Source organism: Bradyrhizobium zhengyangense (assembly GCF_022012435.1).
Lineage (GTDB): Bacteria > Pseudomonadota > Alphaproteobacteria > Rhizobiales > Xanthobacteraceae > Bradyrhizobium > Bradyrhizobium zhengyangense.
In genome coordinates this window covers 783708-798236 of the sequence record NZ_JAKLUA010000001.1, presented here as the reverse complement: position 1 = coordinate 798236, position 14529 = coordinate 783708, and the positions used below count along the sequence as shown (strand labels likewise).

Here is a 14529-nt window from a genome sequence, read left to right as displayed (position 1 = left end):
GGTCACGGCCGGGCCTCCAGCTTTTCGGCCACAACCGCGGGGGCTGAGATGTCCGTCCGCGTCAGCCGCCGCGCGATCGGCGTCAGCAAGTACGGCGACAGGTGGATCGGAAACTGCGTCATCGCGAAATAGAGCCAGGTCGTCGGCGGCAGCGCGCCTGATGTCGCCGCCAGCATCAGGCCGAGATTGCGCTGTGACACCATCAGGCCGAGCGCCAACGCGCGCTCAGTGCCAATGCGGCGGAACAGCACCGTCGTGACCGCGAGCAGCGTGAAATAGATCGCGAAGGACAGGGCTGCGAGGCTGATGGTGAAGACCGGTTGTGCCATCAGATCGCCGACGACGTCGCCCATGATCGCTGACGCGAAGACGAAGAGGATGATGATGTTGAAGCCGTCGATCGGCTGCTTGTGGCGCTGGATCGCCTCCGTGCCGAACAGCCGGCGGATGATCGTCGCTGCCAGCAGCGATGCTGCGAGGACGCCGAGTAATTTCAGTCCGAGCGTGAGCGGGGAGATGCTGAGCATGCCACCGAGAAACAGGCTTGCAAACAGCGAGGCGGTGAACGGCACGATCGCGGTTGCGGTCACCAGCGTGACCAGCACCAGCGTCGCGTCGAGGCCCATCAGGGCTGCGAGCGCCGGAGAGGCCATCATCGGCGAGGCCATGCTCTGCAGCATCAGCGCCAGCGCCAGGCCGGGCGCGCGGTCGGTGAGACCGGTTGCGTGTGCGACGAGGCCAACGATGACAGGCACGCCGATCGTGGTCCAGGCGGTGGCCGTCGCCACCAGCGCCGGCCGGCGCAGATGGCCATAGAGCGCCGTGAGATCGACCCGCATGAAGGAAATGCAGAGCAGGACGAGGATTGCCTCGGTGACGTAGGGACGCAGCAACGCGCCGAGCGGCGGCACGGCTGCGGCGATGAACACGATTGCAGCGACGGCGCGCGTACCCTGACTGCCGAGCCAGCTCAGGCTGCGCAGCGGAAGGGTGAAGATGGATCGAAGCGCTGAAGACATCAGGATGATGGCTTTGTCAGCCCAATGTCTTCAACCATGCGCCGATCTCGCTCACGGCAACATTGGCCTGTTGCAGCAATTTGCCCATGGTGAAGAAGCCGTGGAACTGGCCGGGGAAGTGCCTGGTGGTCACGGGCACGCCGGCCTGCTTCAGGCGCGCGGCGTATTCGTCGCCTTCGTCGCGCAGGGGATCGGCACCGGCGGTGAGCACATAGGCCGGCGGCAGGCCGGCAAGGTTTTCGGCGCGCGCAGGCGAGGCGCGCCAGTCATGGATGTCGGCGGCCCCGTTGAGATAATGGTCGCGGAACCAGCGGATCACCGAATGCGTCAGCAGCACGCTGGTCTCGGGCTCGCTGTGCGAGCCGTGCGTCATGGCGAAGTCGACGGCGGGATAGATCAGCACCTGGCCCGCGAGCTTGGGGCCGTTGCCGTCGCGCGCGGCCAGCGCGACGACGGCTGCGAGATTGCCGCCGGCGCTGTCGCCGCCGATCGAAAGCCGCGCTGGGTCGATGTCGAGCTCGCGCGCATTCGCGGCGATCCATTTGGTCGCGGCAACCGCATCATCGGCGGCGGCCGGAAATTTATGCTCGGGCGCGAGGCGGTAGTCGATCGCGATCACGATCAGCGCGCCTGCATCAGCAAGCTGCCGGCAGGCCACGTCGTGGCTGTCGAGGTCGCCGATCACCCAGCCGCCGCCATGGAAGAACACCAGCGCGGGCGCCAGGCCGTTCTGGAGCCGCGGCTGCTTCGGGACGTAGATGCGTGCGGGGATCGTGCCATGGGGAGCCGGGATCGACAGCGGCGCGACGCGGGCCAGCTCGGGCGGCTCGGGATTGGTGACCAGGCGGGCCTGGAGGTAATAGGCGCGCGCCTCTGCTGCGGTCAGCGTCTCGTAGGCGGGGCGGCCGGCGTCCTGGAACGCTTTGTAGACGGCGGCGGCATCGGGATCGAGCACGATGGGCATGGGGGAACCTGAGGTTTCTGGTTATCGTTGGACGTCGTTTCCGGGACGATGCCCGCTTCGGCCCCGGGGAGAGGCCTCCAACTATCCCATCGGTGGACCGGGATGGCCAGCCGGCGGCGGGCGGGGCAGGAATGCCGCCCTTTCCCCGCCGTATTCGCCGTGTTAACCGGTTGGCCTGCGAGCGGCGGTATCCCCTGTAGAATGTCCAACAAGCCCGATTCGCTGTTGAAGCCGCGCGAGATGTTCAAAACCTTTACCCTGACAGGCCTTGCGGCGCTGCTGGCTGCCACCGCGCTGACGGTTGCAACGCCGGTGCAGGCGCAGATCGGCACGATCTTCTCCGATCCGCCGCCGCTGCGGCCGCCGGGGACCATTCCCCGTGGCGGGCAGCCGCAACCGGCGCCGACCCCCGACGACGACGAAGAGGTGCCCGAGCTGCCGCCGCAGGGCCGCGTGCTGCCGTCGCGCCCGATGCCGCGCCAGGGCAATGCCATGCCCGGACCAGTCGAGACCCAGCCGCTGGCGCCGCCGCCGGGCACGACCGTTGCGCCCCAGAACCAGCCGCCGGCCGTGGCGGTCGCTCCCCCTGGCGGACCTGCCCAGCCGGGCGCGGCTCCCGGCCAGCGCCAACCGCAGCAGAAGGGCGCGACCCAGCAGGGCGCCGTGCCGCAGGCGCCGGCGAGCCTGCAGCCGGGCGACGAGGTCGTCACCGAGCCGCCGGCCCAGAAGATCGTGAACAAGAAGGCGACCTTCTCCGGCCTCGACAAGATCACCGGGCGCATCATCAATTTCGACGAGGATATCGGCGAGACCGTGCAGTTCGGCGCGCTGCGGGTGAAGACGGATGCCTGCTACACACGGCCCGCGACCGAAGCCGCCAACACCGATGCGTTCGTCGAGGTCGACGAGATCACCTTGCAGGGCGAGGTGAAGCGAATTTTCTCCGGCTGGATGTATGCTGCGAGCCCCGGCCTGCACGGCGTCGAGCACCCGATCTACGACATCTGGCTGACCGACTGCAAAGAGCCGCAGCAGACCATTGCGACCGCGGCGCCTGATCCCGCGACCAAGCCGGCCGCGCCGCCGCCTCCGCCTGCCGCGCAGAAGAGGTCCGCGCCCAAGCAGGCCGTGCAGCAGCGTCCACCGCAGCCTCTGCCACCGCCGCAGCCAGCCCCGCCGCCACCTCCGCCGCCGGAGCAGCGGCCTGGCCTGTTCGGTATTCCCGGGTTTGGCAGCCGGTAGGGCTGATTTACTGCCGCGAGGCGATGATCTCGAGTGCGCGCGCGCCCGGGATCGCAGCACCGCCAGACAGTCTCAGGAAATCGCCGGGCTCGCCGGCGAGCGCCTTGTCGAGCAGCGCGGTGTAGCGCCGCCGCGAGATTTCGACCGCACCAAAACTCTTCAGATGCTCGGTGACATATTGCGTGTCGAGCAGTTCGAAGCCGCCATGGATCAGCCGCGCGACCAGATGCACCAGCGCGACCTTGGAGGCATCGCGCGCTGTGTGGAACATGCTCTCGCCGAAGAAGGCGCGCCCCAGGCTCACGCCATAGAGACCGCCGACGAGATCGTCGCCCTGCCAGGCCTCGACGCTGTGGCAATGGCCGAGCTCGTAGAGGCCGCCATAGAGGTCGCGGATGCGCTTGTTGATCCAGGTGTCCTCGCGGCCCGCTTGCGGCGCGGCGCAGCCGGCGATGGTTGCCTTGAACGCGGTGTTGACGGTGACGCGGAACGCATCCGAGCGCACGGTGCGCGCCAGGCGCGAGGCGACGCGAAACCCATCGAGCGGGATCACGCCGCGCATTTCCGGCTCGACCCAGAACAGGGTCGGATCCTCGGCGCTCTCGGCCATCGGAAAGATGCCGCAGGCATAGGCCCGCAGCAGCACGGCCGGCGTGATTTCAGACGAGGCGGAGTCGCGCGAAGTCATGATTACGACAATAGCAGGATCGCAACGCCGGTGCGACGGGCGCGGACGGGCGCATCAGCCCGCCGCAGCGGTGTTCGCTTTGCCGGGAGCTTCGGGCGTGCGGCGGAACCGCAGGATGATGCGGGTTCCGGAATGGTTGGGATCGCGCTCGACGTTGGCGTCGAGCTTGGAAGCCATGGCCGCGACGATGCGCTGGCCCATGCCGGTGGAGCGCGGATCGGCCTTGACGGCATCGCCGACGCCGTCGTCGCTGATCGACAGCACCAGATCCTCGCCCTTCGAGGTCAGCTCGACATGAATGGGGCCTGCGCCATCGGGATAGGCGTATTTCACCGCGTTCATCACCAGCTCGTTGACGATGATGCCGACGGCGACGGCGCGATCGGGGTCGATCTCGATCGGCTCGGCCTTCACCGTCAGGCGCGACATCCGGTTGCCCTCGGCGGAGCGGCGGAGGTCCTCGAGCAGGGAGTCCAGATACTGGTTGAGCATCACGCTCTTCAGATCCTGCGAGGTGTAGAGGCGGCGGTGCACCTGGGCGACGGCGGCGACGCGGCCCATCGCGTTGGTGAGCGCGGCCTTGACCTCGTCCTGTGCGGCGGAGCTGGCCTGAAGATGCAGCAGCGAAGCGATGATCTGGAGCGAATTGCCGACGCGGTGATTGACCTCGCGCAAGAGCAGCTCGCGTTCGGCGGCAAGCGCGGCGTAGCGGTCGCGCGAGGCGTGGATCTCGGCCTCGGCTTCCTCACGCGCGCGTTGCAACTCGGCCTGGCGCAGCGCGCCTTCGGCCGCGACATGCAGCAGCGGAATGAAGTCGCCCTTGACGTCCTTGACCAGATAGTCCGCCGCGCCCGCTTTCAGCGCGGTGACGGCGATGCTGGAATCCTGCGAGGCCGTGACGAAGACCACGGGCGGGGCGTCCGGGATCGCCATGATCTGCTCGAGCGTATCGAGCCCGTCGAGACCCGGCATGTACTGGTCGAGCGCCACGACATCGATGCAGCCCTGTACTGCCGCGTTGCGGATGCGCTCGAGGCCTTCCTCGCCGCTCGCGGCATGAACGACCTTGTAGCCGCGCCGCGTCAGGCCGCGGTCGACCAGGCGCGCCAGCGCGTCGTCGTCGTCGATGTAGAGCAGGGTTGGCGTGCGCTGGGTCATGTGGCGGCGGGCGGGACCTGGATGACCGAGAAGAACAGGCCGAGCTGCCGGATGGCGTTGGCGAAATTCTCGTAGTTGACGGGTTTGGTGATGTAGACGTTGCAGCCGAGCTCGTAGCAGCGCTTGATCTCCTGGCTGTCGTCGGTGGTGGTCAGCACCACCACGGGCGAGGCCTTGAGATATTTGTTTTCCTTGATCTGCTTCAGGATATCGATGCCGCTCATGTCGGGAAGGTTGAGGTCGAGCAGGATCAGGAGCGCGTTGCCCTTCTGGGCGAGCCCGGTGCCGTCGGGGCCGAACAGATGCTTCATCGCCGAGGTGCCGTTGGTGAAGGAGAGGATCTCGTTGTTGACGCCGGAGCGGCGGATATTGCGCTCGATCAGCCTGGCGTGGCCCTCGTCGTCCTCGATCATGATGATGGTGACTGGCAATGTCATCGATCCGCGTTCCGGTTGCTCGCATTCCAATTGATGGGCAGCGTGATCGTGAACGTGCTGCCCGCGTTCAGTTCCGACGATACCGACATGGTGCCGCCGAGGCGGCGCACAAGTGCACGTACATGGGCAAGACCGATGCCCTGACCGGGCTTGTCCTGGGTTCCCGCCCGCCGGAATAGGTCGAAAATCCGCTGATGATCCCTAGGATCGATACCGCGGCCGTTATCGCTGATTTCGAAGATAGCGTAGCCGAGTTTGGTCCGCCCGCGAATTCTGATCTCGCCGGGAACCCCGTTCTTGAGGTACTTGATCGCGTTATCGATCAGATTGGAGAAGATCTGTTCCAGCGCAAGGCGGTCACTGACAATATTCGGCAGCGGCTCGATGTGGATCTCGGCCTGGGCTTCGGCCGCCTGGTGCGCCAGCGAGGAGACGATGGCCTCGATGAAATCGCGCGTGTCGATGCGTTCCGGCTGAAACTCGCGCCGGCCCTCGCGGGTGAGGTTGAGGATCGCCGAGATCAGCCGATCCATCCGGGCGATCGAGGATTTGATGAAGCCGAGCGCTTCGGAAAAGTCCGCCGACATCTGCTTGTCAGCGTCCTCAAGGGGGACCTCTGCAACATCGAGCGGCGGGCCGCCTGCCGGCACGCCCGTGAGCCCTCCGATCCGTCGGAAGATGTCCTTGCCCAATTCCTCGAGCTCGCTGGTGAAGCCCATGATGTTGACCAGCGGCGAGCGCAGGTCATGGCTGACGATATAGGCAAAGCGCTGGATCTCGTCGTTGGCTTCACGCAGGTCTGCGGTGCGCTCGTCGACAGTGGCTTCCAGGTTGACGTTGGAATCGCGCAGCCGTGCCTCGGCCTCGTCGCGGCTGCGCGCCGAACGCCGCACCAGCCAGATCGAGACCAATGCCAGGACGACGACGAGGCCGGAGCCGATGCCGGTGAGCGATGCAGCGAGCGTCTGGCTGTTATCGGCGTTGACCGAGCGGAGGCGGAACAGGCGCTCCTCCTCGCGGATCATCGCGTTTGCCTCGCGGCTGATCGTGCTCGTAGTATTGGCAGCGGCGGCCTCGCGCACCAGCGCGGCGGCTTTGTCGAGCTGGCCCTGCCGGACGAACTCCATCTCCTGAGCGAACTGACCAAGCCGGGTCTCGATTGCCGCGCTGAGCTTCTCGATGCTCTCGCGCTGAGCCGGATTGTCTCCGGTCAAGCGCGTGATCCTGTCCAGCGCGGGCACGATTTCCGCGACAGCCTTTTCGTGGTCGGCCTTGAAGTTCTCGCCCTGAGTCAGGAGATAGCCGCGCGCGCCGCTCTCGGCCCGCCGCAATTCGAGCAGCAGCGCGTTCAGCTGGTTCTCCACCTCCAAGGTATGAACGACCCATTTATTGTCGCCGCGGGCCTTGTTGACGAGATAGACCGACCCTGCACTGATCGCGGTCAGCACGACGAGGCCGGCTGCGAACAGCAGGATCTGCCAAAATGCGCGACGTCGCTGCCCCTCGGCGGTCACGACAATCTCGCTCGATCATATCTGGAAATCAAAACGCCCCCTTGGAACTAGCCCACCGTCCAAAACGCGATGGGGGCCAAGGGGTTCCCTGAAGGCCAACGATTATTTCCCGGCCGGTTCCGTCTTGCCGGCGAGGTACTGTTCCAGCCAGTGGATGTGGTAGTCGCCGTTGATGATGTCGTCCTGGCGGACCAGGTCGCGGAATAGCGGCAGCGTGGTCTCGATCCCTTCCACCACCATCTCGTCCAGCGCCCGGCGCAGGCGCATCAGGCATTCGGCGCGGGTCTTGCCGTGGACGATCAGCTTGCCGACCAGCGAGTCGTAATAGGGCGGGATCGTGTAGCCCTGATAGACCGCCGAATCGATGCGGACGCCCAGCCCCCCGGGCGGGTGATATTGCGTGATGCGGCCCGGCGAGGGACGGAAAGTCTCCGGGTTCTCGGCGTTGATGCGGCACTCGATGGCGTGGCCGATGATCTGGATCTCGTCCTGCCTGGCCGGCAGCTCGCCGCCTGCGGCGATGCGGATCTGCTCCAGCACGAGGTCGATGTCGGTGATGCTCTCGGTGACGGGATGCTCGACCTGGATGCGCGTGTTCATCTCGATGAAATAGAACTCCCCGTCCTCGTAGAGGAACTCGATGGTGCCGACGCCGAGATATTTCATCTCACGCATCGCCTTGGCGCAGGTCTCGCCGATCTTGGCGCGCGCGGCCGCAGCCAGCACGGGCGAGGGGCCTTCCTCCCAGACCTTCTGGTGACGGCGCTGCAGCGAGCAGTCGCGCTCGCCGAGATGGATCGCGCCGCCGCGGCCGTCGCCGAGGATCTGAATCTCGATGTGACGCGGCTTCTGCAGGTACTTTTCCAGGTAGACGGAGGCGTCGCCGAAGGCGGATTTCGCCTCGTTGGCCGCCGTCGAGAGCGCAATCTGCAGATCCGCCTCGCTCTGTGCGACCTTCATGCCGCGGCCACCGCCGCCGGCGGCCGCCTTCACCAGCACGGGAAAGCCGATCTTCTTCGCGATCGCCATCGCGTCGTCGTTGGGACCGACCGCACCGTCGGAGCCGGGCACCACGGGGATGCCAAGCCGCTTGGCGGTCTTCTTGGCCTCGATCTTGTCGCCCATCAGGCGAATGTGCTCGGCCTTGGGGCCGATGAATTGCAGATTGTGCTCGCCGAGAATCTCGGCGAAGCGCGCGTTCTCCGACAGGAAGCCGTAGCCGGGATGCACGGCGTCCGCGCCTGTTATCTCGCAGGCCGCAAGCAGCGCGGGAACGTTGAGATAGCTGTCCTTTGACGGCGGCGGCCCGATGCAGACGCTCTCGTCCGACAGGCGCACATGCATGGCGTCGGCGTCGGCGGTGGAGTGCACGGCGACGGTTGCAATCCCGAGCTCCTTGCAGGCCCGCAGGATGCGAAGGGCGATCTCGCCGCGATTGGCTATGAGGATCTTGTCGAACATGGTGCCTCAGCGGGCGAAAGTCGCCACTCGCTTATTCAATGATGACCAGCGGCTCGCCGAACTCGACCGGCTGGCCGTCTTCGACTAGGATCTGCGTCACGGTGCCGGCTCGGGTCGAGGGGATCTGATTCATGGTCTTCATCGCTTCGATGATCAGCAGGGTCTGGCCGACCGAGACCTTGGAGCCGACCTCGACGAACGGCTTGGCGCCTGGCTCCGGCGCCCAATAGGCAGTGCCGACCATCGGAGAAGTCACGGCGCCCGGATGTTTCGACATGTCCGCGCCAGAAGGAGCAGGCGCAGCGGCCGGTGCTGCGACGAGCGCGGGCGCAGCGGCTGCGACCGGCATCGGCATGGTCGCGGCGACGCTGATGTTGCGGGCAACGCGCAGGCGCAGGCCGGCGCGCTCGATCTCGATCTCGGTGAGGCTGGTCTCGTCGAGCAGCAAAGCGAGCTCGCGGACGAGCGCGGAATCGTCACTGGAAAACTTTGCGGCTGCTTTGTCGTCTGGCTGGCGCGCCATGTTCTTTGATCCGAATGTTCTGGGTGAAGAGGGGGCGTCAGGCTTTGGGCTTGATGCCGAGCTTGGCGGCAAGGCCCTGGATGGCGAGGCGGTAGCCCTCGATGCCGAAGCCGCAGAGCGAGGCGAAGGCCGCGCGCGCGGTGTAGGAGTGGTGACGGAAGCTCTCGCGGGCGTGGATGTTGGTCACGTGCACTTCGACCGTCGGGATCTGTACCGCGAGCAGCGCGTCGTGCAGCGCGATCGAGGTGTGCGAATAGCCGCCGGCGTTGATGATGATGCCCTTCATCTTGCGCCCATGTGCCTCGTGGATGAAGTCGATCAGCTCGCCTTCGCGGTTGGACTGCCGGCAGTCGGCCTTGAGGCCGAAGCTCGCCGCGGTCTCACGGCACAGTTTCTCGACGTCGGCCAGCGTGGCATGGCCATACTTCTCCGGCTCCCGTGTCCCCAACATGTTGAGGTTCGGTCCGTTGAGAACGAGGATCGTGTCGGTTGCTGGTTCGGCCATTCCAATCCCGGAAAGGTGTTTCGGCGTGGCGGGGGTTATAGGTAACAAAGTGACCTAGGGGAAGCCTTGAAGGGCCTCGGCGAGGACTTCAGGCACCTCATCCAGCGTGCAAAAATCTGTGCGGAAACTACGGAAATTGCTTGTTAACCAGTTCCAATCGTGGCTGCGGTCCCAGGCGGGTGGGGACGGATGCCCCATAGGCCAAAAGCCCCTGCCGATGGCTCGGCAGGGGCTCATTTGGGCATCGGCGAAGCTGGTTAGCCTTCGATGATGTAGACGATCTCGCGCGTCTGCGGACGGACAATAATGTACTGGCCGTGCACGAAGATCACGTCATAGCCGCGCCATTCCGGGTAGATTTCGACAATCCGCTGCGGGAGCGGGTGGAAGTGGACGGACGCCGGAATCGTCGTGCCGACCGCAATATTGAAGTTGACGTTCGTCGTCTCTTCAATCTTCTCGGACTTGATCGCCGAGACGATCTGGGTGCGCTTCTCCGCCGGCGGCGCAGCGGTCGCCGAGGTGGCGGCGTTGCCGGTCGTCGTCTGCGACTTGCTGTCGGTCGTAGCCGGACGGTTCTCGGCATTGTTGCTCTTGGCGGCAGTGCCGGCCTTGTTGTCCTCAGCCTTCATGTTCTTGCTGTCGGACTTGGTGGTCGAGTCAGAGCTCATGCTCTTGGACTTGTCCTGCGTCGACTTGTCCTGTGCGCTCTGGGCGTGTTCACCCTTCGCCGCGCCGGCCTTTTCTTCAGCCGCGTTCTTGTTCATTGCGCCGGACTTTTCCATCCCGCCGGATTTCTCCGCGGTGCCGGATTTCTCCATCGCACCAGACGACTTCTCTTCGCCTTGCTTCATGGAGCCGCCGGCCTGACCCACCGTGCCCTTCTGCGGGCTTGCGGATTCCTTGCCCATGGTGCCGTGCTCGGCGCCGCCCGATGGCTGCGAGTGCTGCGTCGGCTGCGCGCCGGCGCCGGTGTCGTTCTTCATCGTGCCTTGTGCGTTCGCCAGACCCGTGCCTGCGATCAGCGCGAGTGCGGCAACCGAGATCATAAAGCGGTTCGACATCGAATTTCTCCTCACGTGTTTCTTTGCGTCATTGCCCGCGCCGACAACGGGAGGAGGTGTCACTTGTTCCGGAACATCTGCTGTTCCCCGGCATTTGTTTCCTAAATGCGGGATGAACGTTCGCGCCGGATTCACGCCAGGATACGTGCTGAGCTTGGCCAACGAAAAAGGCCGGCTTCTCAGCCGGCCTCGTTGCGCGCGTGAATTGTAGAATACGTGATCAGCAGGTCGCCTGTCAGCAAGTCGCTTTGCCGCAGCGGGCGACGCCGATCTTTTCCTTGAGGCCGTCGAGGCCGACGGCGCCGACCACGATCTGCTTGCCGATCACGTAGCTCGGCGTGCCGTTCATGCCCATCGCTTCGGCCAGCTTGAAGTTCTCCTCGATGGTGGCGCGCACCTCGGGGCTTTGGATGTCCTTCTCGATCCTCGCGGTGTCGAGGCCGGCTTCCTTGGCCGCCTGCATGGCGCGCGCCTTGTCGGCCGCACCGCGACCGCCGAGCAGCTTCTGGTGGAAATCGAGATACTTCTTGCCGGAGGGATCCTGCATGCGCACTGCAACCGCGACCTGCGCGGCTTCGACCGAACCCTGGCTCAGGACCGGAAATTCCTTGAGCACGACCTTCAGCTTGGGATCGGACTTCATCAGGTCGAGCATGTCGCTCATCGCGCGCTTGCAGTAGCCGCAATTGTAATCGAAGAACTCGACGAAGGTGACGTCGCCGTCCTTGTTGCCGAGCACGACCTGGCGCGGCGAGTTGAAGATCGCATCCGAGTTCTGGGCGATGCTGGCTTCGTGCTTCTCGCTCTCTGCCGCGGCCTGCCGCTTGCTGAGCTCGGTCATGGCCTCCTCGAGCACCTCGGGGTGGGTGACGAGGTAGTTCTTGATGATCGCCTCTATGTCGGTGCGCTGGGCATCCGAGAAGCTCTCGGCCGAAGCCGGTCCCGTTGCGCCGAAGATGGCGAGCGCAAACAGTGCGGGAGCAAGCAGGCGCAGCGAAGGCATTGGCAAATCCTCTTATCCAGAGCAGGTTTCGAAATAACGTCCCGGCGGACTTAATGGTGGTGTCGTGACGTCAAAGTGGTCAATCGCGTGATCAGGCGTCGTTCTAGTTCCGTGGCGGCTTCGATGCCACGATGTCGTCGGCCCTGACCCATCCGGGCGTGCCGACGGCGAAACGGGTTTTCGCGCGCGTGGCGAGTTCGCGAGCGGTCTTGTTGTCGCCGCGCAGATAAGCGGCCTGGGCGGAGGCGAGATCCGCCTCGGCATAGTCTCCCTTCCGGCCATAGGCCATCGCGAGCTGGGTGAAGCCAATCGGCGCCTCGGGCTCGCGCGCCACTGCTGCACGGAGAATCTTGATGGCGTCGTCCGTGTAGGCCTTATTATCGGTTCCAACCAGAGCCTGCCCAAGTAACATCTCGATGAGGGCCGAATTGTTGGAAAGCGCGACGGCCTTGCGCAGGGGCGCAATCGCATCGGCGGGTTTGCCGCTCTCCAGAAGGGCCTGGCCGCGCACCTCGTAGAAATACGGGTTGTTGGGCTGGACCGCGATCAGGGCATCGATCTGGGCGAGGGCGCTGTGCAAGTCGCCATGCAGATAGGTGCTGATGGCGCGGGCATAGCGCGCTGGCAGGCTGTCATTGGTCAGGGGGTAGCGGCGATAGACCACTTCCGGCCGCTCCATGAAGGCGGAGATCTTGGCGCGCACCATATCATGGCGGAGCTGGAGCGCGGGATCGTCCTTCTTGTCCCAATAGGGACTGGTACTGGCGAATTCCTGGAGCGATGCGACGCGCTCTGCAGGCATCGGGTGCGACTGCAGATAGGGATCGGCGCCGCGCGCTGCGAACAGGCTTTCGCTGGTGAAGCGCTTGAAGGTCTCGTACATGCCCTTCGGCGATTGCTGCGTCGCGGTCAGGAATTTCACGCCGGCGCGGTCGGCGTTCTCTTCCTGCTGGCGCTGATAGGACAGCAGCGAGCGGCGGATCATCTCCTGCGGTCCGGCAACCGCAGCCGCGCCGGCATTGGCCAGGCCGTTATTGCCGTTGTTGCCGCCGCGGCTGGCGCCCGCCGCCATGGCGCCTGCGCCGAGCAGCATGGCGATGATCATCTGCGTCTGCGCGTTGGCGAGCTGCTCGCGCATCTTGGCCAGATGGCCGCCGGCCAGATGCCCGGTTTCGTGCGCAAGCACGCCGATGAGCTGGTTCGGCGTCTCCGACTGCAGGATGGCGCCGTAATTGACGAAGATGCGGCGGCCATCGGCGACGAACGCGTTGAACGAGTTGTCGTTGATGATCACCATCTGGATGTTCTGCCTCTCCAGACCGGCAACGCGCAGGATCGGGCGCGTATATTCGCGCAGCAGCTGCTCGGTTTCCGAGTCGCGCAGGGTCGGCGGCCCGCGGCCTTCCTGCGCCTGCGCCGCCGGGATCGGCAGCAACGCGATTGCAGTCGCCGTAATGAGGGCGGTGAGGGCGGAGGCCTTCTTGCGCAATGCGATCTGGAGCAACATCAAACGGGCTTGCAAGCGGACTTGGATGCAGTTTTGTGATTGGTTTTGGCGATTGGCGGCGGACCGGATACGCGATATGCCCTTATGAGCCGTATAATGCGGCTAGTCTGGGGCGCAAGCGCCCTGTTTTCCGGCCCGAACGGACCGGTTCGCCAGCGAAATAGCAGAATTCAATGCACGATGCGACATTAAGGAACCGGGTGGGGCAATGGCTCGAGCCCTCCCGCCGCAGCGATGTTCCCCCGTTCATGGTGATGGACGTGATGGCCGCGGCGGCCCGCATGGAGGCTGCCGGCGGCCATGTCATTCACATGGAGGTCGGCCAGCCCGCAACCGGCGCGCCGAAGACCGCGATTGCGGCCGCTCAGGCCGCGCTTGCGACGGGGCGGATCGATTACACCTCGGCGCTCGGCATTCCCAGTCTTCGTGAGCGCATCGCGCGTCATTATCGCGACGCCTATGGCTGTACCGTCAGCCCGGACAGGATCGTGGTGACCACCGGCTCCTCCGGCGGTTTCATTCTAGCTTTCCTGTCGATGTTCGAGCCCGGCGATCGCGTCGCCGTCACGGTGCCGGGCTATCCGCCGTATCGGCACATCCTCACCGCGCTCGGCTGCGAGCCGGTGTTGATCGAGACCACCAACGAGACGCGCCACGCGCTCACCGGCGAGGCGCTGCTCGCCGCCCATCGCAAGGCGCCTTTGAAGGGCGTGCTGGTCGGAAGCCCCGCCAATCCGACGGGAACGATGATGTCCCGCGAGGCGCTGACCGGTCTGATCGCCGCCGCGGAAGCTGCCGGCATTCGCTTCATCTCCGACGAGATCTATCACGGGCTCGATTACGCGTTTCCTGCAGTGACGGCGGCAGCGCTGTCCGACCATGCGCTCGTGATCAACTCGTTCTCGAAGTATTTTTGCATGACGGGCTGGCGCGTCGGCTGGATGGTCGTGCCGGACATTCTGGTGCGCCCGATCGAGCGGCTGCAGCAGAACCTTTCGATCTCGGTGCCCTCGCTCTCGCAGATCGCGGCAGAGGCCGCCTTCGACGGCGCGGCCGAGATGGAGGAGATCAAGCATGGCTATCAGGAGAACCGGCGCATCCTGATCGAGGGATTGCCCAAGGCGGGCCTCGCCAAGTTCCTGCCGGCGGATGGCGCGTTCTACCTCTATGCCGATGTCTCGGATTTCACCTCCGACAGTTTCGACTTCGCCAAGCAGATGCTGGAGAAGGCCCATGTTGCGGCCACACCGGGCGTCGATTTCGATCCCGTTCACGGCCGCTCGTTCATCCGATTCTCTTATGCGCGCTCGCGTCAGGAGATGCAGGAGGCAGTTGACCGGATCGCTCACTGGCTTAAATAGCCGCCAGTTTTTGCTAGCCTTCCGGAGTGCATCTTGTCTGACCGAACTGTCCAGCCCGCCGCCACGTCGCGTTCTCCTCTTGC

Annotated in this window: 14 protein-coding genes; 2 read left to right on the top strand and 12 right to left on the bottom strand. The window is 65.1% G+C overall.

Annotated features, from left to right (window positions below; all coding sequences use genetic code 11):
- Positions 1-2 precede the first annotated feature (2 nt).
- Both L6637_RS03835 and L6637_RS03830 read right to left on the bottom strand, forming a co-directional pair.
- Positions 3-1019 carry a Na+-dependent transporter gene (locus tag L6637_RS03835; protein WP_237858076.1) on the bottom strand — a complete coding sequence of 339 codons (1017 nt, stop codon included), beginning with the start codon at positions 1017-1019 and terminating at the stop codon, positions 3-5.
- A gap of 16 nt (positions 1020-1035) precedes the next feature.
- Positions 1036-1983 (bottom strand): alpha/beta hydrolase, encoded by a 948-nt coding sequence (locus L6637_RS03830; protein WP_237869250.1) that lies wholly within the window; start codon positions 1981-1983, stop codon positions 1036-1038.
- A gap of 201 nt (positions 1984-2184) precedes the next feature.
- Between L6637_RS03830 and L6637_RS03825 the strand changes: the two genes are divergently transcribed.
- Positions 2185-3225, top strand: a complete 1041-nt coding sequence (locus L6637_RS03825; RefSeq protein WP_237869249.1) for a DUF2155 domain-containing protein — start codon at positions 2185-2187, stop codon at positions 3223-3225.
- A 7-nt stretch (positions 3226-3232) separates the two neighbouring features.
- Here the strand turns inward: L6637_RS03825 and aat are convergent, their stop codons facing one another.
- The 10 genes from aat to L6637_RS03775 all read right to left on the bottom strand — a co-directional run bounded on the left by aat (position 3233) and on the right by L6637_RS03775 (position 13085).
- Positions 3233-3913 carry a leucyl/phenylalanyl-tRNA--protein transferase gene (gene aat / locus L6637_RS03820; protein ID WP_237858070.1) on the bottom strand — a complete coding sequence of 227 codons (681 nt, stop codon included), beginning with the start codon at positions 3911-3913 and terminating at the stop codon, positions 3233-3235.
- Between the two features lie 54 nt (positions 3914-3967).
- Entirely contained in the window at positions 3968-5071 is a 1104-nt protein-coding gene (locus tag L6637_RS03815) for a sensor histidine kinase (RefSeq protein ID WP_237869248.1), read from the bottom strand.
- Positions 5068-5508 (bottom strand): response regulator, encoded by a 441-nt coding sequence (locus L6637_RS03810; protein ID WP_237858063.1) that lies wholly within the window; start codon positions 5506-5508, stop codon positions 5068-5070. Before L6637_RS03810 ends, L6637_RS03815 begins: the two co-directional genes overlap by 4 nt.
- On the bottom strand, positions 5505-7022 hold the full coding sequence (locus tag L6637_RS03805) for a sensor histidine kinase (RefSeq protein ID WP_237858060.1): 1518 nt from the start codon (positions 7020-7022) through the stop codon (positions 5505-5507). The genes L6637_RS03810 and L6637_RS03805 overlap by 4 nt, the downstream gene beginning before the upstream one ends.
- Before the next feature lie 102 nt (positions 7023-7124).
- On the bottom strand, positions 7125-8483 hold the full coding sequence (gene accC, locus L6637_RS03800; protein ID WP_237858057.1) for an acetyl-CoA carboxylase biotin carboxylase subunit: 1359 nt from the start codon (positions 8481-8483) through the stop codon (positions 7125-7127).
- 31 nt (positions 8484-8514) lie between these two features.
- Positions 8515-9006, bottom strand: a complete 492-nt coding sequence (accB, locus tag L6637_RS03795; protein WP_237869247.1) for an acetyl-CoA carboxylase biotin carboxyl carrier protein — start codon at positions 9004-9006, stop codon at positions 8515-8517.
- Between the two features lie 37 nt (positions 9007-9043).
- A complete protein-coding gene (gene aroQ, locus L6637_RS03790; protein ID WP_237858053.1) occupies positions 9044-9511 on the bottom strand; it encodes a type II 3-dehydroquinate dehydratase in 468 nt (155 codons plus the stop codon).
- A gap of 257 nt (positions 9512-9768) precedes the next feature.
- Positions 9769-10575, bottom strand: a complete 807-nt coding sequence (locus L6637_RS03785) for a DUF1236 domain-containing protein (RefSeq protein ID WP_237869246.1) — start codon at positions 10573-10575, stop codon at positions 9769-9771.
- 235 nt (positions 10576-10810) lie between these two features.
- Positions 10811-11578, bottom strand: coding sequence for a DsbA family protein (locus L6637_RS03780; protein WP_237858052.1), 768 nt, complete (start codon positions 11576-11578; stop codon positions 10811-10813).
- 103 nt (positions 11579-11681) lie between these two features.
- Positions 11682-13085, bottom strand: a complete 1404-nt coding sequence (locus L6637_RS03775; RefSeq protein WP_237869245.1) for a M48 family metalloprotease — start codon at positions 13083-13085, stop codon at positions 11682-11684.
- A gap of 173 nt (positions 13086-13258) precedes the next feature.
- On the opposite strand from L6637_RS03775, the gene L6637_RS03770 reads away from it, so the two are divergent.
- On the top strand, positions 13259-14446 hold the full coding sequence (locus L6637_RS03770; RefSeq protein ID WP_237869243.1) for a pyridoxal phosphate-dependent aminotransferase: 1188 nt from the start codon (positions 13259-13261) through the stop codon (positions 14444-14446).
- Positions 14447-14529 lie beyond the last annotated feature (83 nt).